17 protein-coding genes are annotated in these 21960 nt (G+C 73.5%); 9 read left to right on the plus strand and 8 right to left on the minus strand.

Going from position 1 to position 21960, the window contains the following annotated elements; genetic code table 11:
• Nucleotides 1-52 precede the first annotated feature (52 nt).
• Nucleotides 53-1390: a glycoside hydrolase family 10 protein gene (locus IE321_RS24375; RefSeq protein WP_190224516.1), complete on the minus strand. Its 1338-nt coding sequence runs from the start codon at nt 1388-1390 to the stop codon at nt 53-55.
• A complete protein-coding gene (locus IE321_RS24380; RefSeq protein ID WP_190224517.1) occupies nt 1375-4047 on the minus strand; it encodes a cellulose binding domain-containing protein in 2673 nt (890 codons plus the stop codon). Before IE321_RS24380 ends, IE321_RS24375 begins: the two co-directional genes overlap by 16 nt.
• A gap of 192 nt (nt 4048-4239) precedes the next feature.
• Here IE321_RS24380 and IE321_RS24385 point away from each other — a divergent pair, with 192 nt between their 5' ends.
• The 6 genes from IE321_RS24385 to IE321_RS24410 all read left to right on the plus strand — a co-directional run bounded on the left by IE321_RS24385 (nt 4240) and on the right by IE321_RS24410 (nt 12614).
• On the plus strand, nt 4240-5601 hold the full coding sequence (locus IE321_RS24385; RefSeq protein WP_190224518.1) for an ABC transporter substrate-binding protein: 1362 nt from the start codon (nt 4240-4242) through the stop codon (nt 5599-5601).
• A gap of 15 nt (nt 5602-5616) precedes the next feature.
• The gene (locus IE321_RS24390) at nt 5617-6576 is read left to right on the plus strand and encodes a carbohydrate ABC transporter permease (RefSeq protein WP_190224519.1); all 960 of its coding nucleotides are present in this window, start codon (nt 5617-5619) and stop codon (nt 6574-6576) included.
• A complete protein-coding gene (locus tag IE321_RS24395) occupies nt 6501-7418 on the plus strand; it encodes a carbohydrate ABC transporter permease (protein WP_370531553.1) in 918 nt (305 codons plus the stop codon). Before IE321_RS24390 ends, IE321_RS24395 begins: the two co-directional genes overlap by 76 nt.
• Before the next feature lie 124 nt (nt 7419-7542).
• A complete protein-coding gene (gene aspT, locus IE321_RS24400; protein ID WP_190224520.1) occupies nt 7543-9225 on the plus strand; it encodes an aspartate-alanine antiporter in 1683 nt (560 codons plus the stop codon).
• 17 nt (nt 9226-9242) lie between these two features.
• Nucleotides 9243-10946: an aspartate-alanine antiporter gene (gene aspT, locus IE321_RS24405; RefSeq protein ID WP_190224521.1), complete on the plus strand. Its 1704-nt coding sequence runs from the start codon at nt 9243-9245 to the stop codon at nt 10944-10946.
• Nucleotides 10947-10964: 18 nt separating this feature from the next.
• On the plus strand, nt 10965-12614 hold the full coding sequence (locus tag IE321_RS24410) for a bifunctional aspartate transaminase/aspartate 4-decarboxylase (protein ID WP_190224522.1): 1650 nt from the start codon (nt 10965-10967) through the stop codon (nt 12612-12614).
• Between the two features lie 95 nt (nt 12615-12709).
• Here IE321_RS24410 and IE321_RS24415 read toward each other — a convergent pair whose 3' ends face one another.
• From IE321_RS24415 to IE321_RS24425, 3 genes are all read right to left on the minus strand, one after another.
• Entirely contained in the window at nt 12710-14239 is a 1530-nt protein-coding gene (locus IE321_RS24415) for a cellulose binding domain-containing protein (RefSeq protein WP_190224523.1), read from the minus strand.
• Nucleotides 14240-14377: 138 nt separating this feature from the next.
• Entirely contained in the window at nt 14378-15769 is a 1392-nt protein-coding gene (locus tag IE321_RS24420) for a HAMP domain-containing sensor histidine kinase (RefSeq protein WP_190224524.1), read from the minus strand.
• Nucleotides 15766-16467, minus strand: coding sequence for a response regulator transcription factor (locus IE321_RS24425; protein ID WP_043229869.1), 702 nt, complete (start codon nt 16465-16467; stop codon nt 15766-15768). The genes IE321_RS24420 and IE321_RS24425 overlap by 4 nt, the downstream gene beginning before the upstream one ends.
• Before the next feature lie 108 nt (nt 16468-16575).
• Here IE321_RS24425 and IE321_RS24430 point away from each other — a divergent pair, with 108 nt between their 5' ends.
• The gene (locus IE321_RS24430) at nt 16576-17148 is read left to right on the plus strand and encodes a hypothetical protein (RefSeq protein ID WP_190224525.1); all 573 of its coding nucleotides are present in this window, start codon (nt 16576-16578) and stop codon (nt 17146-17148) included.
• Between the two features lie 9 nt (nt 17149-17157).
• Here the strand turns inward: IE321_RS24430 and IE321_RS24435 are convergent, their stop codons facing one another.
• Nucleotides 17158-18018 carry a spermidine synthase gene (locus IE321_RS24435; protein ID WP_043229873.1) on the minus strand — a complete coding sequence of 287 codons (861 nt, stop codon included), beginning with the start codon at nt 18016-18018 and terminating at the stop codon, nt 17158-17160.
• A 33-nt stretch (nt 18019-18051) separates the two neighbouring features.
• Complete coding sequence (locus IE321_RS24440; protein WP_190224526.1) at nt 18052-18537, minus strand: hypothetical protein; 486 nt, start codon at nt 18535-18537, stop codon at nt 18052-18054.
• A 225-nt stretch (nt 18538-18762) separates the two neighbouring features.
• Here IE321_RS24440 and IE321_RS24445 point away from each other — a divergent pair, with 225 nt between their 5' ends.
• Nucleotides 18763-20049 carry an NsdA family TPR-like regulatory protein gene (locus tag IE321_RS24445; RefSeq protein ID WP_190224527.1) on the plus strand — a complete coding sequence of 429 codons (1287 nt, stop codon included), beginning with the start codon at nt 18763-18765 and terminating at the stop codon, nt 20047-20049.
• A gap of 13 nt (nt 20050-20062) precedes the next feature.
• On the opposite strand, the gene IE321_RS24450 is transcribed toward IE321_RS24445, so the two are convergent.
• Entirely contained in the window at nt 20063-20659 is a 597-nt protein-coding gene (locus IE321_RS24450) for a histidine phosphatase family protein (protein WP_043229877.1), read from the minus strand.
• Between the two features lie 187 nt (nt 20660-20846).
• On the opposite strand from IE321_RS24450, the gene IE321_RS24455 reads away from it, so the two are divergent.
• Nucleotides 20847-21960: hypothetical protein (locus IE321_RS24455; protein WP_373316640.1), on the plus strand; the 1114-nt coding region annotated here is incomplete at its 3' end.

Below are 21960 nucleotides of genomic sequence, written 5' to 3' on the forward strand. Positions count from 1 at the left end.
GCCGAGGCCCCGGTTCGGAAGAACCGGGGCCTCGGTCGTTCTCGCGTTCCCCCTAGGTACAGGTGAGGACGGCCGGGGGCGGGTTGGCGCCGGTCCAGGAGGCGTTGAAACCGAAGGTGGCGGAGCCACCGGCCGGGACCGTGCCGTTGTAGGAGAGGTTCGCCGCCGTCACGGCGGTGCCGGTCTGGGTGACCGTGGCGTTCCACGCCTGGGTGACCCGCTGGCCCGCCGGGTACTCCCACACCACCTTCCAGCCGGTGAGCGGTGCCGTGCCGGTGTTGCGGACGGTGACCTGGCCGGTGAAGCCGCCGCCCCACTGGCTCTGCACCGTGTACGCGGCGGTGCAGCCCGCCGGGCCGGGCGGGGTGACCGGGGCGAGGGCCTCGGCGATCCCGGCGTACGCGGGCTTCGGGTTCAGGTTCTCGTCGTACGGGGTGGCCGCGCCCTGGCCCGGGAAGAAGTCCGGGATCCAGGAGTCGGAGTCGGTGAAGCCCCAGACGGTGAGGCCGGCGCAGCGGGTGACGGCCAGGCAGGCCCGGGTCACGGCCGCGTAGTCCGCCTTCTGCTGAGCGAGCTTCGCGTCGGTGGCGGGCAGGGTCATGCGGATGTCCAGCTCGGTGATCGCCACGTCGACGCCGAGGTCGGCGAAGCGGCGGAGGTTGGCCTCCAGGGTGGAGGGGACCTGCCCGAGGATCAGGTGGGCCTGGAAGCCGACCCCGTCGACCGGCACGCCCTGCGCGAGGAGCCGTTCGACCAGGGCGTACATGCCGTCGCTCTTCGCGCCGAGGCCGTCGGTGGAGTAGTCGTTGAGATAGAGCTCCGCGGCCGGGTCGGCGGCCCGGGCGGCCCGGAAGGCGTCCCCGATGTAGGACTCGCCGAGGGTGGCGCCGAAGACGGACTGCCGGAGGGTGCCGTCCTCGTTCAGCGGCTCGTTGACGACGTCCCAGTGGTCGATCCGGCCCTTGTAGCGGCTCACCTCGGTGGTGACGTGGTCGGTCATGACCGTGCGGAGGGCGTCCGGGGTCCAGGTGCCGTTCGACACCCAGGAGGGCAGCTGGCTGTGCCAGACCAGGGTGTGGCCGCGGACCCGCTGGCCGTGGGCCTCGGCGAAGTCGACGACCCGGTCGGCGCCGGTCCAGGAGAACTGGCCCCGGACGGGCTCGACGGAGCCCCACTTCATCTCGTTGCCGGGGGTGACGGAGTCGAACTGGGCGGCGGCGGTGTCGGCGTAGGCGCCGGTGAGCTTCCCGCCGGTGACGGCGGTGCCGAGGTAGATCCCCCGGGCGTCGGCGAGGTCCCGCAGCGGGGCGTCGGCGGCCGAGGCGGGCCCGGCGAGGCCGAGGGCGGCGGCGGCGAGGAGCGCCGCGCCGGCGGTCAGGCGGCGGAACACGTGGCACCTCCGAGGGTGAAGACGGCGGGTACGGGATTGGAGCCGGTCCAGCTGCCGGTGAAGCCGAAGGAGGCGGAGCCGCCGGCGGCGACGGCGCCGTTCCAGCCGGCGTTCTTCGCGGTGACGGCGGAGCCGGTCCCGGCCGGGGTGGCGTTCCACATCTGGCCCACGGTCTGGCCTGCGGGGAAGGTCCAGCCGAGGGTCCAGCCGGTCCAGGCGGTGGCGGAGGTGTTGGTGAGGGTGACGTCGGCCTGGAAGCCGCCCTGCCACTGGTTGGTGATCCTGTAGGCGACCTTGCAGGCGCCGGCCGGCGGGGTGCCGGGGTCGGTGCCGCCGTCGCCGCCGCCGGTCTCGCTCGTGTCGCCGTAGATGATGCCGCGCCCGTTGGTGGCGACGTACACCCGGCCGTAGACGCGCGGGTCGCCGGTGATGGTGGCGCCGGTCCAGCCCCACTGGTGGGCGTCGTCGTTGACCCGGACCCAGGTGGCGCCGGCGTCCGTGGAGCGGAAGATGCCGCGGACGCCACCGATCTTCGCGCTGGAGTAGAGCGCCGGGTAGGAGGCGTTCGGGGCGGCCTTGCCGAAGCCGACGGCGTCGGCCTGGTCGACGCCGGAGACCTTCGTGAAGGTGGCGCCGCCGTCGGTGGAGTGCCACAGGCCGTACGCGGCGTCGGGGGCGCCGCCCGCGAGCCAGATGTCGCCCTTCCTCCCGGGGACGGCCTTGAAGCGGACGTTGCCCTTGGCGGGCAGGCCGGTGGCCTTGGCGGTGAAGGTGAGGCCGCCGTCGGCGGAGGCGTAGAAGGTGCCGCCGTGGAAGCCGTAGAAGGTCTTCGGGTCGACCCGGTCGGACTCGACCGTGGCGCCGGCCGGGATGCCGGCGGACGGGGTCCAGGAGGTGCCGTAGCCGGTGGCGGCGTGGACCCCGGCGGTGCCCTCGGGGCTCCAGACGAAGCGGCCGCCGTCGGCCGCGGCGGCGACCGTGCCGCCGCCGGTGACGCCCGCGGGCTCCTGTCCGGCGAACCAGTGCGCGCCGTTGTCGGTGGAGAAGGCGACCCGGGGTCCGCCGTCGAGGTGGCCGGAGCGGACGAGGACGTCCGGCTTCGTCTCGGCGTAGTCGAGGCTGGTCGTCGAGGTGAAGTTCGGGGCGGTGAACATCATCGGCGGGACCGCGCCGAGGTCGGTGTGGCGGAAGCCGCCGACGTCGCCGAGGGCGCTGATCAGCGGGGCGCCGGAGGGCGGCGAGACCAGGTCGAGGACGGCGGTCTCCTCCAGGCCCTTCACCATCGGCCGGATGGTGAAGTTCGTGTTCGTGTCCCAGCGGGTGAGTTCGGTGGTGCCGTAGACGGTGGCGCCGGTGCCGTACAGCATGCGGTCCGAGTCGAAGGGGTCGATCTCCAGGGCCTCGGTCATCCAGCCGAGCTTGGGGGCCTGCTCGGGCGGGGCGGGGTCGCCGCCCCAGGTCAGCCACGGCACCGAGGAGACGTCCATGGTGTAGCGGTTGGAGCGGGTGGGGTACGCGGAGTAGTCCCAGGCCCTGGTCCAGGTGGCGCCGGAGTCGGTGGTGCGGAAGAGCTGGGTGTCGGGCCACCAGGAGCTGTAGGCGGAGACCATGACGGTGCCGGGGTGCTGCCGGTCGACGGTGAGGCCGCTGAAGCCGTGGTAGGTGTCGGCCTCGGCGACCGGGGTGATGTCCTTCCACTCGCCGGTGGCGGTGGCGTACCGGTAGACCTTGCCCTTGCCGCCGTCGTACGGGCCCGCGGTGTCGCTGTAGGCGAGGTAGAGGTAGCCGTTCCCGGCGTCGAGGACGCCCTTGTGGGCGAGGTAGCCGGTGGGCTGGCCGGCCAGGCGGGTCCAGGTGGCGCCCGCGTCGGTGGAGCGGTAGACGGCGTTCTCCTTGTCGCCGACGCCGACGTAGATCGTCTTCGTGGCGGTGGCGCCGGCGCCGGTGGACTCGTCGAAGGTGACCCAGACGATGCCCTGCTCGTCGGAGTTGTAGCCGCTGGTGTCGCTGGGGTCCTGCTGGTAACCGCCGGGGTTGGTGAAGGAGGTGACCTTCGCCCAGGTGGCGCCGGAGTCGGTGGAGCGCCACAGGCCGTTGCCGCTGGGGGCGCCGAGGTAGAGGATCCGGTTGTCGTGCGGGTCGACGGCGAGGCGTTCGCCCATGCCGCGGCCCGGCATGTTGCCGCCGAGCTTGAAGGGGAGGTCGGCGCGCTGCCAGGTGGCGCCCCGGTCGGCGGAGCGCAGGACGGCGCCCGTGCCGGGGTCCCAGTCGTTGGTGTAGGTGCCGACGGCGGCGTAGACCCGGTCCGGGTCGGCGGTGTCGGAGGCGAGGGAGACGACGCCGGTGTGGCCCCAGTCGTCCCAGCCGATGTGGTCGAGGAGCGGGACCCAGGCGGAGCCGGTCTGGTCCCAGCGGTAGGCGCCGCCGATGTCGGTGCGGGCGTAGAGGAGGTTCTTCTCGGTCCGGTTGAAGACCAGGCCGGGGACGAAGCCGCCACCGTCGACGCGGACGTTCTTCCAGCTGTACGAGGCCGCCGCGGCCTGGGTGCGGGCCGGGGCGGCGTCCGGTTCGGCGGCGCCGGCCGGGAGGGCGCCCGCGAGGAGCCCGCCCGTGAGGGCCAGCCCCGCGAGCCCGGCGAGGAGTCGTGGTCTGCGCATGGGTATCCCGTCGGGAAGTGAAGTATGGGAGCGCTCCCACTATCCGAGTCCTGTCAGAACACGGTCAATACACGGGACCCGTCGAAGACGTTCGACGACGCCCCCCGGCCGCTGGGCCGAACGGGTGGCCCGGGCCCGGGCCCCGGCGCCGCCCCGCCGGACGCCCCGGCGCCGCCGCCTACGGTCGGGGCCATGGGGCGGAGGAACGGACCACGACGGCGGACCGGCGCGCGCCCGCGCGCCCGCGCCCTGCCGCTCGCCGGAGCGCTGCTGCTCGTCGCGGCGCTGCTCGGCGGGTGCGCCACCGACCCGCCGGTGCCGGCGACCCCGGGCGGCGGCTCGGAGGTGGACGGGTCCGGCCGGCCGGTCACGCTCACCGTCGGCGTCTACGGCACCTTCGGACTCAAGGAGGCCGGGCTGTACGACACGTACATGCGGCTCCACCCGGACGTGGCGATCCGGCAGACCTCGCTGGCCCGCGCCGACGTCTACTACCCGCAGCTGCTCACCCACCTCACCGCCGGCGCCGGCCTCGCCGACATCCAGGCCGTCGAGGTCGGGAACATCGCCGAGGTCGTCGACACCCAGGCGGGCCGGCTCGTCGACCTGGCCCACGCGCCCGGGGTGGAGGAGAGCGCCTTCCTGCCCTGGAAGTGGGCGCAGGCGCGGACGGACGACGGGCGGGTCCTGGGTCTCGGCACCGACATCGGGCCGCTGGCCGTCTGCTACCGCAAGGACCACTTCGCCGCCGCCGGGCTGCCGACCGACCGGGAGGAGGTGGGGCGGCTGTGGGCCGGGGACTGGCGGAAGTACCTGGAGACGGGGCGGCGGTTCGCCGGGCGGGCGCCGGAGGGGGTGGCGTTCACCGACTCCGCGTCCGGGGTGATGGCCGCCGTGATCTCGGGCGCGAACCCGCGCTACTACGACGCCGAGGGCCGCCTCGTGGTGGCGACCAACCCGGCCGTGCGGGCCGCCTGGGACCTCGGCGCGGAGTTCGCCCGGTACGGACTGACCGCCCGGCTCCAGCAGTTCACCCCCGACTGGGACCAGGGCTTCGCGCAGGGCCGCTTCGCCTCGATCGCCTGCCCGGCGTGGATGCTCGGCTACATCCAGGACAAGGGCGGCCCGGACGGCGAGGGCAGGTGGGACATCGCCGCGGCGCCCCGGCCCGGCAACTGGGGCGGCTCCTTCCTCGTCGTCCCGGCCGCCGGGACGCACGTCGCGGAGGCGGCCGAGCTGGCGGCCTGGCTGACCGCGCCGGAGCAGCAGGCGGTCCTCTTCGAGCGGCGCGGCAGCTTCCCGAGCGCCGAGGCCGCCTTCGGCCTGCCGCAGGTGCGGAACGCCCGGCACCCGTACTTCGGGGACGCGCCGGTCGGCCGGATCTACTCGGCGGCCGCCATGGGGGTGCCGGTGGCGCCGGTCGGGCCGAAGGACGGGCTGGTGAACACGATCCTCTCCGACACCGGGATGCTCCAGGTCGACCAGACGGGGCGGTCGCCGGACTCGGCGTGGCGGGCGGCGATGAAGGCGATCGACAACGCGCTGGACCGGTGAGCGGGGTGGCTGGGGATGGCTGAGGACGTGGTGGAGCGGGCGCTCGCGCCCGCGGTTCCGGCGGGCGGGGCGCGCCGGGACCGGCTCGGCCGGCTGCGGTCGCGCGCGGCGCCGTACGCGCTGGTGGCGCCGTTCTTCCTGCTGTTCGGGGCGTTCGGGCTGTTCCCGCTGGTGGCGACGGCGTGGACCTCGCTGTTCCGGGTGGAGCTGACGGCGCCGGAGGCCCGGGAGTGGGTGGGTGCGCACAACTACGCGCGGCTGCTCACCGACGAGTTCTTCTGGAACGCGCTGGCGAACACGGTGCTGATCGGGCTGCTCGCCACCGTCCCGCAGCTGCTGATCGCGCTGGGCGCGGCGCACCTGCTGGACGCGCGGCTGCGCGGGCGGCTCTTCTTCCGGGTGGCGGCCCTGGCCCCGTACGCGACGTCGGTGGCGGCGGCGACGCTGGTCTTCGCGCTCTTCTACGGGCGCGACCAGGGGATGGTGAACTGGGCGATCGGTCTCATCGGGCTCGATCCGGTGGACTGGCAGAACGGTCCGTGGGCGTCGAAGTTCGCGGTGGCGTCGATCGTGATCTGGCGGTGGACGGGGTACAACGCGCTGATCTACCTGGCGGCGATGCAGACGATCCCGCCGGAGCTGTACGAGGCGGCGGCGCTGGACGGGGCCTCGCGGGGGCGGCGGTTCTGGCACGTGACGCTGCCGGGGCTGCGGCCGGCGCTGGCCTTCACCGGGATCGTGTCGACGATCGGGGCGGTGCAGCTCTTCGGCGAGCCGTTGCTGTTCAGCAGCGGGGCGGGCGCCTCGGGCGGCGCGGACCACCAGTACCAGACGCTGGGGCTGTACCTGTACGAGCAGGGCTGGGTCAACCTCCACCTGGGGCGGGCGGCGGCGATCGCCTGGGCGATGCTGCTGCTCCTGGTGGTGGTGTTCGGGCTGGTGCGGCTCGGTCGCGGGAAGGGCGTGCGGCGGTGACGGGGCGGCCGGGAGCGGAGTCGTACGAGCGGGCCGGGTGGGGGACGTACCTGCTGCTCGCGCTGTTCACGGCGGTGTCGGTCTTCCCGCTGCTGTGGACGGCGGTGGCCGCCTCGCGGACGAGCGGACGGCTCGCCCAGTCGCCGCCGCCGTTCTGGTTCGGCCGGAACCTGCCGAGGAACGTGTCGGTGGCCTGGGGCGAGGGCGGGATGGGCGAGGCGCTGGCCAACACGGCGGTGGTCGCGGGGTCGGTGGCGCTCGGCACGGTGGCCTTCTCGACGCTGGCCGGTTTCGCCTTCGCCCGGCTGCGGTTCCGCTTCCGGGCGCCGCTGCTGCTCCTGGTGGGGGCGACGATGCTGGTGCCGCCGCAGCTCGGGGTCGTCCCGCTCTACCTGCTGATCGCCCGGCTCGGCTGGACCGACCAGCTCCAGGCGGTGGTGCTGCCCTCGCTGGTGTCCGCCTTCGGGGTGTTCTACATGCGCCAGCACCTGCTGGGGGCGCTGCCGCCGGAGCTTCTGGAGGCGGCGCGGATGGACGGGGCGGGGACGCTGCGGGTGGTGTGGCACCTGGTGCTGCCGGCGGCGCGGCCGGCGATGGCGGTGCTGGGGATGCTGTCGTTCGTGGCGGCGTGGAACGACTTCTTCTGGCCGGTGCTCGCACTGACCCAGACGGGCAACCCGACGGTCCAGGTGGCGCTGACCGGTCTTGGCCGGGGCTATGTGCCGGACACCTCGGTGGTGATGGCGGGGGCGCTGCTCGGGACGCTGCCGCTGCTGGTGGTGCTCGCGCTGTTCGGGCGGCAGATCGTGGGAGGGGTGATGCGGGGGGCGGTGAAGGGGTGACGGGGTCACTGCGGGCGTTCACCCGGACGGGCGTGGCAGTGATCCACTACGGGATCCCCGCTGTTAGCTTCCCCTTATGTCCGCTATAAACAGTTTGACCCCCATGTGGGTGGGGTGAGGCTGGATGGGAGTCCTGCGCGACCATCCCGAACTCGCCCTCTTCCTCTGCCTCGCCGCGGGATACCTCCTCGGCAAGCTCCGCGTCGGACCCATCACGCTCGGCGGCATCTGCGGCACGCTCATCGTCTCGCTGCTCATGGGCGCCTGGGCCGAGGTCACCGTCTCCGACGACGTCAAGACGATCTTCTTCGCGCTCTTCATCTTCTCGCTCGGCTACCTCGCCGGGCCCCAGTTCTTCGCCAACCTCAACAGGAAGAGCCTGCGCTACTTCACCCTCTGCCTCATCGAGGTCGTCTGCGTCGTCGGCATCGCCCTCGGGCTCGCCGAGGCGTTCGACCTGGACGTCGGCACCGCCGCGGGCATCCTGGCCGGCGCTGCCACCGAGTCCGCGGTGGTCGGCACCGCCACCGAGGCCATCGGCAAGCTCTCCGACCTGACCCAGGAGCAGATCACCCAGTACCAGGGCCACGTGGCCACCGCCTACACGGTCTGCTACCTCTTCGGCCTCATCACCATCGTGATCTACACCAGCCAGATCATGCCGATGATGATGCGGATCAACCTCCGCGACGCCTCCCGCGAGCTGTGGGAGAAGATGCGCGGCTCCGGCGGCGCCCTGGAGTCCGACGAGCGCGAGGCGCTGCCCGGCATGGTCGGCCGCACCTTCCTCGTCACCCTCGCCGACGGCGCGAAGGTCCAGGACCTGGAGCGGCAGTTCGGCAACCGGGTGACCGTCGAGGCGGTGAAGCGGGGCAGCGAGATCCTCACCCCTCCCCCGCCCGACTTCGAGCTGACCCTCTCCGACCTCGTCCTCGCGGTCGGCCGGCGGGCCAACATCATCGAGGCGGGCCGGCTCATCGGCCCCGAGACCCCGGCGGTGCCGGGCCTCGACACCCCGCTCGCCACCCAGCAGGTCTCCCTCACCGACAGGTCGGCGGCCGGCAAGTCCCTGGACCAGCTGACCACCGAGCACCCGGAGATCGCCTCCGGCGGCGTCTACGTGACGGACGTGCTCCGCAACGAGTCGCACCTGCCCGCCACCCCCGAGACCGTCGTCCAGCGCGGTGACGTGCTCACCCTGGTGGGCGCCCGCGCCTCGCTCGGCCGGCTCGCCTCCAAGGTCGGCGCCATCGTCAAGAACGACTCCACCGACTTCATCTACCTCGGCCTGGGCATCGCCTGCGGCTCGCTCCTCGGCCAGGTCGTCGTCGAGTTCGGCGACGTCCCGATGTCGCTGGGCACCGGCGGCGGCTGCCTCATCTCCGGACTGCTCTTCGGCTGGTTCCGCTCCCGGACCCAGACCTTCGGCGCCTTCCCTCCGCAGGCCGCGACCACCATCAAGGACATGGGCCTGGCCATCTTCATCGCCTGCACCGGCCTGGTCTCCGGCCCGCAGGCGGGCCCGCTGCTCAAGGAGTACGGGGCGCTGCTGCCGTTCGCGGGCATCGCCATGGTCCTCGTCCCGGCCACGGTCTCGCTGGTCGTCGGCCGCAAGCTGCTGAAGATCGAGAAACCGCTGCTGATCGGCGCCATCGCGGGCCAGCAGTGCTCGACCCCGGCGATCACCTCCGTCACCCAGGTCGCGCAGAGCTCGGTCCCGATGCTCGGCTACACGATCACCTACACCCTCTCCAACTTCCTGCTCCCGCTGACCGGACCGCTGCTGGTCGGCATCCTCGGAGCCTGAGAGGCGACGCCGCACCCATGATCGACTTCCTCAACCGGAACATCTTCCAGCCCCATCCCGAACTGCTGGTCTTCATCACCGTCGCCCTCGGCTTCCTCTTCGGGAAGCTGCGCTACCGGGCGATCGCGCTCGGCGCCGTCACCGGCTGCCTGGTCGCGGGACTGCTGCTCGGCGCCCAGTTCAAGATCACCATCGACGCGACGGTGAAGAACCTGTTCTTCACCCTCTTCCTCTTCGCCCTCGGCTACAAGGTCGGCCCCCAGTTCTTCCGGGGCCTCAAGAAGGACGGCCTGCCGCAGGTCGCCAACGCGATCATCGTCTGCGTCACCGGCCTGCTGGTCTCCTGGGGCTTCGCCGTGATGCTGGGGTACGGCCCCGGCCTCTCCGCCGGCCTGCTCGGCGGCGCGCTCACCCAGTCCGCCGTCATCGGCGTCGCCCAGGACGCCATCGGCAACCTCCCGGGCCTGTCCGCCGACCAGATGAAGACCGAGGAGAACCTGGTCGCCATCGGGTACGCGGTCACCTACCCGCTCGGCACCATCCTCTGCGCCATCCTCCTCGCCAACGTCCTCCCCCGGCTCTACAAGCGGGACCTGGCCACCGAGTCCGCGCAGCTCGCCAAGGAGCTGGACGCCCCCGGCGACAACCCCGACCTCGCCGAGGGCTACTACGAGGTCGTGCTGCGCGCGTACACGATCCGGCGCCCCGACCTCGTCGGCCGCACGATCGACGACTTCGAGAACCAGCAGAAGGCGCTCGGCCACCGCATCTACCTCACCCGGGTGCGGCGCGACGGCACGGTCCTCGACCACGACCAGGCCACCGTGCTCCGCGAGGGGGACGTCGTCGCCGTCTCCGCGCTGCGCGGCTCCCTCGTCGACTTCGACGCCCGCACCCACATCGGACCCGAGACCGACGACGTCGAACTCCTCGGCTACGAGACCGAGTCCCTGCACGTCGTCGCCTCGAACAAGGAGCAGCTCGGCAAGACCGTCGCCGACCTGCGCCGCGAGCCCTTCATGGTCGGCGTCTACATCGACAAGATCTACCGCTCCGGCTCCGAGTTCCCCTACCGGCTCTCCACGAAGCTGGAGCGCGGCGACACGGTGGTCCTGACCGGCCCGAAGCGGCTCGTGGACCCTGCGGGCAAGGCGATCGGCAAGCCCGTGCCGACCTCCTTCGCGACCGACATGCTCTGGGTCGGCCTCGGCGTCTTCCTCGGCGGCTGCATCGGCATCCCGGCGCTCACCGTCTCCGGCGTGCCGATCTCACTGTCGACCTCCGGCGGCGCGCTGATCATGGGCCTGGTCTTCGGCTGGATCCGCGGCAAGTACCCGACGTACGGCAACGTGCCGCCGGGCGCCCAGTGGTTCATGGACACCTTCGGGCTGTGCGCCTTCGTCGCCGTCGTCGGCATCAACGCCGGGCCGAGCTTCACCAGCGGCCTGTCCACGGCCGGCTGGGGGCTGCTGCTGTGGGGCGCGGTCGCCACCCTGATCCCGCTGATCGTCGGCTTCCTCGTCGGCCACTACGTGCAGAAGATCCGCTTCCCGATCCTGATGGGCGTGCTCGCCGGCGGCCAGACCACGACCGCGGCGATCGGCGCGATCAACGAACAGTCCAAGTCCCAGATCCCCACGCTCGGTTACACGATCCCCTACGCGGTGGGCAACGTGCTGCTGACCATCTGGGGCGCCGTGATCGTCATCCTCAACCACTGACCGACCGAAGGACACGCCATGCCCAAGACCACGTTCACCCGCGAGGAGATCAAGTCCTTCGCCCAGCTGTCGCCGTTCGAGCTGAAGGACAAGTTCATCACCCTGGCCCGGGCGGTCCAGGCCGACCAGCCGGGCCAGAAGGGCAAGTCGTCGGTCCAGATGCTCAACGCGGGCCGCGGCAACCCGAACTGGATCGCCACCAGCCCCCGCGAGGCGTTCCACGCCCTCGGCTACTTCGCGCTCGCCGAGTCCCGCCGGGTGTGGACCGCCGACGACCTCGGCGGGATGCCCGAGCTCCAGGGCTCCGGCGCCCGCTTCGACACCTTCGTGCGGCAGCACCCCGACCTGCCCGGCATCGAACTGCTCCAGAAGTCGGTCGCGTACGCCGTCGAGCGCTTCGGCTTCGACAAGGACGCCTTCGTCCACGAGCTGACCGACAGCTCCATCGGCGACAACTACCCGGTGCCGGACCGAATCCTCACCCACGCCGAGCAGGTCGTCCGCGGCTACGTCGACGACGAGATGTTCGACCGTCGGCCGCCCGCCGGGAACGTCTCCTACTTCGCCACCGAGGGCGGCACCGCCGCCATGTGCTACGTCTTCGACTCCCTGATGAAGAACGGGATCCTGAAGAAGGGCGACCGGATCGCCCTGATGGTGCCGGTCTTCACGCCGTACATCGAGATCCCCGAGCTCGACACCTACGAGTTCGACGTCGTGCACGTCAACGCCTCGCTCTTCGCCGAGACCGGCGTCCGCGAGTGGCGCTACCCGGAGGAGGAGGTGGCCAAGCTGGAGGACCCGTCGGTCAAGCTGCTCTGCCTGGTCAACCCCTCCAACCCGCCGTCCCTGGCACTGAGCCAGCGGGTCGCGAACCAGCTCAAGCAGATCGTCGCCGAGAAGAACCCGAACCTGGTGATCGTCACCGACGACGTCTACGGCACCTTCGTGCCCGGCTTCCGCTCGGTCGCCGCCGACCTCCCGCAGAACACCCTGCTCGTGTACTCGTACTCGAAGCACTACGGCGCCACCGGCTGGCGGCTCGGCGTCATCGGCCTCAACGACGACAACGTCATCGACCGGATGATCGCGGAGCTGCCCGCGGCCGAGAAGGAGCGCCTGGACAAGCGGTACGGGACGCTCACCCTGGAGCCCGGGAAGATCAAGTTCATCGACCGGCTGGTCGCGGACTCCCGGCAGGTCGCCCTCAACCACACGGCCGGGCTCTCGCTGCCGCAGCAGGTCGTGATGACGCTGTTCTCGCTCTTCGACATGCTCCCCGAGGGGCAGGCGTACAAGGAGCGGCTGCGGGCCATCGTGGGCCAACGGCTCGACCTGCTCCTCGAAGGCGCCCAGATGAAGATCGCCGAGGACGACAAGCGGGCCGGCTACTACATCGAGCTGGACCTCCTCGCCGAGGCCGAACGGGTCCACGGCAGGGACTTCGCCGACTTCCTGGAGAAGAACTACGAGCCCGTCGACCCGCTGTTCCGGCTCGCCGAGCAGACCGGGGTCGTCCTTCTCAACGGCGGCGGCTTCGACGGCCCCGAGTGGTCGGTCCGGGTCTCGCTCGCCAACCTGGACGACCTCGACTACCTGAAGATCGGCCACCACCTGCGGGGCATCTTCGACGACTACGCCCAGGAGTGGCGGGCCTCCCGCGTCTGAGCCGCCGCGCGGCACACAGGGGCGTGCCCCGGCCGAGGGTGGGGTGTCTTCGGCCGGGGCACGCGCTGTGGGGGGCGAGGAGTGGCTGAGGGGGCCTACCGGTAGGCGGCGAACGCCTTCGTGAAGGCCAGCGGCTGCTGGAGGATCGAGGAGCAGGTGGCGTCGGCGCGGTTCACGGCGCCGTCCGGGCACTGCTTGTCGCGGGTCGAGGACCACATCGACAGCCAGCCCAGCCCCTTCGACTTCGCGAAGTCGACCAGCTGGGTGGCGTCGTCGACCTTGAAGACCTCGGTGGTGACGTCGTTCACGCCGATCATGGGGGTGACGGCGACGGCCTTCCAGGCGGCCGCGTCGGAGAGGCCGAGCACGCCCTTGAGCTGGGCCTGGGTCGCGGTCGCCGCCTGGATCGCGTACGTGCCCATGTCGGCGCTGTAGGCGGGACCGTAGTCCATCGCCATGATGTTGACCGCGTCGATCCGGACGCCGTTCCTCTTCGCGTCGGCGAGCAGGCTCACCCCCGGCTGGGTGAGGCCCTCGGGCATCACCGGCAGGGTGAAGGAGACGTTCAGGCCGGGGTGGGACTTCTGGAGCTGGGCGATCGCCTGGGAGCGGCGGGTGTTGGCGGCCGTGTCGGGGAGGGCGGCGCCCTCCACGTCGAAGTCGACCTTGGTCAGCCGGTACTGGTCGACCACCTTGCCGTACGCCTTCGCCAGGTCGGCGGCGCTCGCGCAGTTCAGCGCCAGCTCGTGGCCGGCGGCCCCGCCGAAGGAGACCCGCACGTCGCCGCCCTTGGCGCGCAGGGCGCCGATCTGGGCGGCGACCCGGTCGGACGCGAGGTCGGTGACCCCGCCCCAGAGCGGGGCGCAGGAGCCGCCGGAGGTGATGAAGGCGAGGTTGAACTCCTTCACGCCGGTGGCGTCGGCGGTGGCGAGCAGGTCGTACGCGGGGTAGAGCGAGGTGTCGACGTAGGGGGCGTACCGGGCGGCGGTGGCGGGGGTCCCGGTGGGGGTGGGCGTCGGGGTCGGGGTCGGGGTGGGCTTCGGGGGTGTGGTGGCGGTCGCCGTGGCCGTGGGGGTCGGCTTCGGGGGCGTGGTGGCGGTCGCCGTGGGCTTCGGGCTCGCGGTGGCGGTGGACGTCGCCGTCGCGGTGGGCTGCTCGGTGGGGCGGCCGCTGGGGGTGGGGGCGGGACCGCCGGCCGAGCAGGCGGCCTTGTCGATGAGGCAGCCGGCCGGGTCCCCGGCCTGTCCGGCCGCCGAGGTCACGAAACCGACGGTGACGGACTGGCCGGGGGCGAGCTGCCGGTTCCAGCTCGCGGGCTTCACGGTGACGTGCCGGCCCGAGACGGTGTGGTCGCCGTTCCACAGGGAGCCGAGCGTGGTCCCCGCGGGCAGGTCGAACTCCAGCGTCCAGTCGGACCGGGCGGCGGAGGTCTCGTTGGTGATCACGTACTGGCCGGTGTAGCCGCCGGTCCAGGAGGAGGTCCGGGTGTAGGCGGCTCCGACGCCGGTCGCCTGGGCGGTCCCGGTGAGCAGGAAGACCGTGCCGCCGGTGATCGCCGCGGCGACGACCGCGCCGACCGCCTTCGTACGGCCGCTCGTCCTGCGCCGGTGCCCGTTGCTGCCCATGCGTGCTGCCTCCGTGGTGCGGGGGGTGTGAGGGTGCGGAAGCACGCTAGCGCCAGGGATTCGGACAAATGCCTTATGACGGAAGGAGGTTGGGATCCTTAGGCTCCGCTTAAGGAAGCCATCACCACCGGCAAAGGTTCAGCGCCGGGACGCCTTGCGGCGGCGGGCCGGACGGTGCGATCGGCGGCCCTCGGAGCCGCCGGGACGGTGCCCGCCGAGCCCGATCCAGATGCGTACCTCGGTGCCGCCGAGGACCGAGCGGCCGATCCGCACGTCGCCGCCGGTGGTCTCGGCCATCCGGCGCGCGATGTCGAGGCCGAGCCCGGTGGAGCCCGCCCGGGTGCCGCTGTTGCCGCGGGTGAGCGCGGCGTCCGGGTCGGCGATGCCGGGTCCCGCGTCCGAGACCAGGACGATGACGGCGTCGTCGCCGTTGTGGACGTCGACGGAGAAGGCGGTGCCCTCCGGCGTGTGCCGGAAGACGTTGCCGAGCAGCGCGTCGAGGGCGGCGACGAGTTCGGGGCGCGCCACCGGGATGCGCACCGGCCGCTCGACCCCGGCGAGGCGGACGAGGCGCCCCTCGTCCTCGGCGAGCGCGGACCAGAACTCCATCCGCTCGCGCACCACTTCGGCGACGTCGCAGCCCGCGCCGGGACCGGTCGGCGGGGTGGTCTGCGGCTTGGCCTCGCGGGCCGTGCGGATGATGGTGTCGACCTCGCGCTCCAGCTGCTCGACGGCGGCCCGGGTCTGGTCGGCGGCGGGCCCCGAGCCGAGCGAGGCGGCGTTGAGGCGGAGCACGGTGAGCGGGGTGCGCAGCCGGTGCGAGAGGTCGGCGGCCAGCTCCCGTTCGTTGGCGAGGAGCTGGACGACCTGGTCGGCCATCGAGTTGAAGGCGACGGCCGCCGACTTGAGTTCGGGCGGACCCTCCTCCGCGACCCGGACGCCGAGCCGGCCCTCGCCCAGCTCGTGGGCGGCGCCGGCGAGCCGCTGCGCGGGGCGGACCATGCGGACGCCGAGCCGGTCGGCGACGGCGAGGGAGCCGACGATCAGGGCGACGCCGACCCCGGCGAGGACCAGCCAGGCGGTGGCGACGCCGTTGGTGACCTCTCCCTCGGGGACGAAGAGTTCGACGACGGCGACCTGGCCGGAGCTGATCGCGGTCGGCTGGAGCAGGGCGTAGCCGCCGGGGACCTCGGCGATGGACGCCCGGCCGAGGGTGCGGGTGGCCGCCAGCTCGTCGGCGCCGGCCCGGCGGGTGCCGATCTCCAGGGCCTGCCCGTCGGGCACGGCGGGCGGGACGTGCACGGCGAGCCGGCCGGCGGCGCCGTCCTCGGTGGTGGCGACGGCCTTCTCCAGCTCCGTCCGGTCGGTGGTGATCGCGAGGACCGGGGCGAGCCCGGCGCCGCGCCGCTCGGCGTTGGAGAAGGCCCGGTCGCGGGCCATCTCCTTGACGACGAGGCCGAGCGGCACGGCGAAGGCGATGACGACCATGGCGGTGACGGCCAGCGACACCTTGACCAGCGCCCACCTCACGGCCGGTGCTCCCGGGGCGGTTCCAGCTTCACGCCGACGCCGCGCAGGGTGTGGAGGTAGCGGGGCCGGGCGGCGGTCTCGCCCAGCTTCCGGCGCAGCCACGACAGGTGGACGTCGATGGTCTGGTCGTCGCCGTACGCCTGCTGCCAGACCTCGGCGAGCAGTTCCTTGCGCGGGACGACCACCCCGGGCCGGCCGGCCAGGAAGGCGAGGAGGTCGAACTCCCGGCGGGTCAGGTCGAGCGGGACGCCGTCCAGTTCGGCCTGGCGGCGCAGCGGGTCGATGGCGAGGCCGCCGACCCGGATCTCCGTGGTCGGCGCGGGCTCCCCGGACACCGACCGGGCCCGGCGCAGCACGGCGGCCATCCGGGCGGTGAGGTGTTCGACGGAGAAGGGTTTGACGAGGTAGTCGTCGGCGCCGGCGTGCAGCAGCCGGACGATCTCCGCCTCGTCGTCCCGGGCGGTCGCGATGATCACCGGTACGTCGGTGATGCCGCGCAGCATCTTCAGCGCCTCGGACCCGTCCAGATCGGGCAGACCGAGGTCCAGGACGACCACGTCGAAGCGGAAATGGGCGACCTCGCGCAGCGCCTCCAGGGCCGTGCCGACGCTCCGTACCGTGTAGGAGGCTTCCGTCAGCTGCCGGATGAGGGCGGAGCGCACGAACTGGTCGTCCTCGACCACGAGCACACTTGCCATGGCCCGCACCGTACGCCATTCGGGGGATCCCCCGGTCACGTCGGGGGGCCGTCGGTCACGGCGCACCTCCCGGTACGCGCCGGCCGGGCGTGGTGCACTATGTGCGGGATGCGAAGAGGACTCGTTCACGCCCTGGCCTGGTCGCTCGCCACCGGCGCGGCGGTCACGCTCTCCTGGTGGGGAGTGCACACGGTGCTGTCCGGCACGGTCTACGACCCGCCGCGCGCCCTGCCGCTCCCGGCCGGTTCGCCGGCGGACCTGGTGCCGGCCGAGACCACCATCGGCGACCCCGTGACGTCCTCGACCCGCCGCCCGTCGACCACGCCGCCGGCCGCCGCTCCCCCGTCGCCGTCGTCGTCCGCGCCGAAGGCGGCCGCCCCGCCGTCCAGCCGGCCGGCCGCCCCGACCACCGCCACCCCGGCCCCGACCACCACCGCGCCGGCGCCGGGCGGCTCCTCGGTACGGAGCTACCCGTCGGACGGCGGCCGGGTGACCTTCGACCTGGGCGAGACCTCCGCCGAGCTGGTCTCGGCGAGCCCGGCCTCCGGGTGGCAGATGCAGGTGTGGAAGCAGCCGACCTGGATCCGGGTCACCTTCACCCGCGACGGCCGCGAGGTGTCCGTCTTCTGTCTGTGGCACGACTCGGCGCCCCGGGTGCAGATCGAGGAACGGGCGGTCTGACCCGGCCGGTCAGCGGAAGGCGGACGGCGGGGGCGCGGGCGATTCCTTCGCGGTCGCGTCGGTGACCCTGCCGGCGCCGCCGGTGAAGTCGGCCAGCGAGCGCCCGTGTTCGACCCGGCCGGGGTGGGGGTCGGTGGCGACCCGGCGGGTCAGGTCGGCGACGGGCAGCTCGCGGCCGGAGGCGACCAGGACCGCGTTGCCGAAGCGGCGGCCGCGCAGCACGGTCGGATCGGCGATCAGGGCCAGCTCGGGGAAGACGGCGGCGGCGGTGGCGATCTGGCCGCGGAGATGGGCGAGCGGCGGGCCGTCGGCGAGGTTGGCGGCGTACGTGCCGCCGGGCCGCAGCGCGCGCCGGACCTCGTCCAGGAACTCGGTGCTGGTGAGGTGCGCGGGGGTGCGGGCGCCGCGGAAGACGTCCGCGATGATCAGGTCGGCCCAGCCGTCCGGGACCTTGGCGAGGCCGGCGCGGGCGTCGACGGCGCGGACCCGGATCCGGGCGCCGGGGTCGAGCGGCAGCTCGCGGCGGACGAGGCGGACCAGGGGTTCGTCGATCTCGACGACCTGCTGGGTGGAGCGGGGCCGGGTCGCGGCGACGTACCGGGCCAGGGTGAGGGCGCCGCCGCCGAGGTGCACGGCCTGGAGGGGGCGGCCGGGCGGGGCGGCGAGGTCGGCGACGTGGCCGAGCCGCCGCTGGTACTCGAAGGTGAGCGCGGTGGGGTCGTCGAGGTCCACGTGGGACTGCGGGGCGCCGTCGAGGAGCAGCGTCCAGGCACGGGGGCGGTCGCGGTCGGGTATCAGTTCGGCGAGCCCGCCGTCGACGGTCTCGGAGACGACGTCCGCCGCCCGCTCGCGCTGCTTGTTCCTGGCCATCCGTCCATTATCGGCGGGACCGGGAGGGTGTGGTCAGTGACAGCCGTCGGCCGCCTCGATGAGGCGGGCCGCCTCGCCGAGGGCGCGGCGCAGCACGGCGGGGTCGGTGACGGGGTCGGTGTCGCCGGGGGGCAGCAGCCAGCCGGCCGGGCGGGGGGCGTCGCCGGCCGGCTCGGGCAGTTCGGGGAGCTCGGGGAGGCGCAGTCCGCGGCCGGAGGTGCGGGTGCAGGCGCTGCCGGGGAGGTCCCAGGCGGCGGCGGTGCCGGGCGGGACGAGGAAGCCGAGGGTGTCGCAGGCGCCGTCGTGGAGGACGGGGCCGACGGCGGGGACGCCCCGGCGGCGGAGGATGTCGACGGCCTCCAGTCCCTGCCGGGCGGGCACGGTCACCAGGTCACAGGGCTCGTCGGCCCCGGCGCGGCCCGGGGTGCCGGTGGTCCCGGCGGCCGGCACGGTCGTCGCGGTCGTCGGCGTCGGCACGGTCGTCACGGTCGTCTCGAAAGGCGCGGCGTTCTCGGACATGGACCCCTCCTCGCTTCCCAGAGGAGACACGTTCCGTCTCTCCCATACGGTTCAACGCCCGTGCGCGTCAACGGCTACGGCGGCACGCCGCCGCAAAGGATGGCAGTTCATGGCAGATCGCAGGCGAGATATCCGATTTGTAGCCAAACTCAGCGTAGGCATCCGGTCACAGCAGGTACGTTCATGCCGCCGGAACACCCGGCAGCACCAGGAGAGGGCTCGGCCATGTCCCTGTCACGGGCAGTTCCCAATCTCGCCTTCCGGCGGCTCCGCGGACAGCACTCCCCGGCGGAGTTCGCCGCCGTGGTCCGCCGGGCGGCACGGGAGATCGGCGAACAGGTCGCGTGCGACGCCCGCTACATCGGGCGCGTGGAGGCGGGCGAGATCCGCTGCCCGAACTACGCGTACGAGCGGGTCTTCCTGCACATGTTCCCCGGGCTGACCCTTGCCGACCTGGGTTTCTCTGCGCGGGAGGCGGTACGCGGCCGACGGCAGGCCGCCCCGGCCGGGGCCTCGGGGCCCCCCGCCCTCCCGACCCGGAACGATGAGGAGAGCGACGTGCTGCGTCGCGCATTCATGACGAGCGGAACCGCCACCCTGGCGGCCGCCTCCTGGGGAATCGGCTCCACCGCCGCCGCGATCCCCAGCCCCCGCGGCCCCCACCGCATCGGCGAGGCCGAGGTCATCGCCGTCGAGGACGCCGTGCGGGAGATCCGCCTGCTCGACGACCGGCACGGCGCCGACGGGCTCTACAGGGTCGCCGCCCAGCCGCTGCGGACCGCCTACGCCCTGCTCGACCGGGGCACCGCGGCCCGCCGCGCCACCGAGGACCGGCTGCTCGCCGGCGCCGGCGAACTGTCCCTCTCCGTCGGCTGGCTCGCCCACGACTCCGGCCGCCACGAGGACGCCCGCTCGCACTACGCCGAGGCCCTCGCCACCGCCCGGGTCTCCGGGAACGCGGCCCTGGAGGCGCACGCCTTCTGCAACACGTCCTTCCTCGCCCGCGACACCGGCCGCTACCGCGAGGCCGCCCGCGCCGCCCAGGCCGGACTGCGGGCCGCCGAACCGCTCGGCTCCCCCCGGCTGCTCGCCCTGCTCTCCCTGCGCGAGGCCGCCGCCTGGGCCGGACTCGGCGACCGCTCCTCCGCCGAGGAGTGCCTCGGCCGCGCCCACGAACACTTCGGCCACGGCCACGCCGACCAGGACCCCGAGTGGATGTCCTTCTTCGGCGAGCCCGAACTGGAGGCCCTGGAGGCGCACTGCTGGGCCGCGCTCGGCGACTGGACCCGCGCCGCCCGCCACTCCTACCGGGCCACCGTCCTCCAGCACCCCCGCTTCGCCCGCAACCTCGCCCTCTACCGCGCCCAGCTCGCCGGCAACCTCGCCCGGGCCGGCCGCCGCGACGAGGCCGAGGCCGAGGCGCGGCGGGTGGAGGACTCGCTCGACGGGATCGCGTCGGCCCGCATCCGGGGGCTGCTGACCGAGACGCGGCTGATCCTGACGGGGGCCTGAGCGCGGACCCGGCTCAGCCCTCCAGGTGCCCCGTGTCGTTCCACCGCTCGATCGCCGGCGCCCCGTAGGCCCAGCCCAGGACCGACAGGCTCGTCGGGTCGAGGCGGATGCGGGCGGCGAACGAGACGTGCTCGCCGAGCCAACGGGCGCCGATGGAGCGGAGGATGTGCCCGTGGGCGAAGACCAGCACGTCACGGTCGGCCGAGCGGGCCCACTCCACCACCTCGTCGGCGCGCGCCGACAGCTGCTCCAGCGACTCGCCCTCCGGGACGGCGTCGCGCCAGATCAGCCAGCCGGGGCGCAGCTCCTGGATCTGGGCCGGGGTGAGGCCCTCGTAGGCGCCGTAGTCCCACTCCATCAGGGCGTCCCAGGGCTCGGCGCGGGCGCCGAAGCCGGCCAGGTCGCAGGTCTCGCTCGCGCGCGCCAGCGGGCTGGTGCGCACCTCGACGCCGGGCAGCCCCTGCCAGGGGCCCCGGTGCAGGCGCTCGCCGAGCAGCTCGGCGCCACGACGGCCCTCGTCGAGCAGCGGGATGTCGGTCCTGCCGGTGTGCCGTCCGAGGAGCGACCACTCGGTCTGGCCGTGTCGGGCGAGCAGGATGCGCGGTGCCATGGGCGGGGCTCTCCAGAGATTGCGCGGGTACGGGGGAACGGGGTCCTTCCGCCGGACGCCCCCTCCGCCGGGTGCCCCGCCGGAGGGTCCCCTCCCATCATCGCGCAGGTGTCCCCGGCGCGAACTCCCGGTGTCCCCCGGCCGGAACGCGCCCGCGCTGTCAGTGGCGGATGGGAGACTTCCGCGGGTGAGCGCATCCCTGGACGACGGCGGGTCACGGCCGCCGCAGACGACGGACCCCGTGCCGACCCCGGCGAGCCGCCGCAGGACGCGGGAGAGACTCGCCGAGCTGCGCGGCCCGGCCGTCCCGCCGCGCCCGCTGGACGCCGGGGCGCTGGCCGCGCTGGCGGCGAACCCGGGGTGCAGGCGCCGCGCGCTGCTGGACGGCGCCGGGGTGGACAAGGGGGCGCTGGCCTCGCGGCTCGGTTCGCCGGCGCCGTTCGGCCAGTCGCAGTTCGCGATCGTGCGGGGCAACAGCTTCGAGGCGAAGGTGAAGGCGGACGGCGGGCGCGAGCTGCTGCGGCTCCTCGGCGTCGAGGACCCCGGGACCGTCGCCATACCCGATCTGTCGGCGTCCGGGCCCGAGGGGCGGACCGCGCGGACGGCGCTCGCGCTGCGCGAGGCGACCGCGGGCGACGGGTGGACGCTGCTCGACCATCCGCTGCTGACCCTGGAGGTGGCGGGCTCGCCCGTGCACCTGGAGCCGGACGCCGTGGTGGTGGACCCGACCGGGCGGTGGACGGTCGTGGAGATCAAGTCCTTCCCGATGGTGGACGGCGCGGCGGACGCGGCGAAGGTGGGCGCGGCGGCCCGGCAGGCGGCCGTGTACGTGCTGGCGCTGGAGCGGGTGGCGGCGCTCACCGAGGGCGCCGAGGTCGGCCACACGGTGCTGCTGGTCTGCCCGAAGGACTTCTCGAACCTGCCGACCGCCTCCGCGGTGGACGTGCGCCGGCAGCGGGCGGTCACCCGGCGGCAGCTGGAGCGGCTGACCCGGATCGAGGAGATCGCCGAGGCCCTGCCGGAGGGGCTGAGCTTCGACCTGGAGGGCCGCTCGGCCGAGGAGCTGTCGGCGGCCGTGGAGGCGGTGCCCCACGCGTACGCGCCGGACTGCCTGACCGCCTGCGAGCTCGGCTTCCACTGCCGGTCGCGGGCCCGGGAGGCGGACGCGGTGCAGACCCTGGGCCGGGCGGTCCGGGGCGAGCTGGGCGGGCTGACCACCATCGCCGAGCTGCTGGCCGCCGCGCGCGGCGAGGACGCCCCGGGCTCCGGCGACGCCGACGGCCCGGAGGGCGGCGCCCTGG

This window comes from Streptomyces hydrogenans (genome assembly GCF_014656075.1).
In the GTDB taxonomy this organism is placed as follows: Bacteria; Actinomycetota; Actinomycetes; order Streptomycetales; family Streptomycetaceae; genus Streptomyces; species Streptomyces hydrogenans.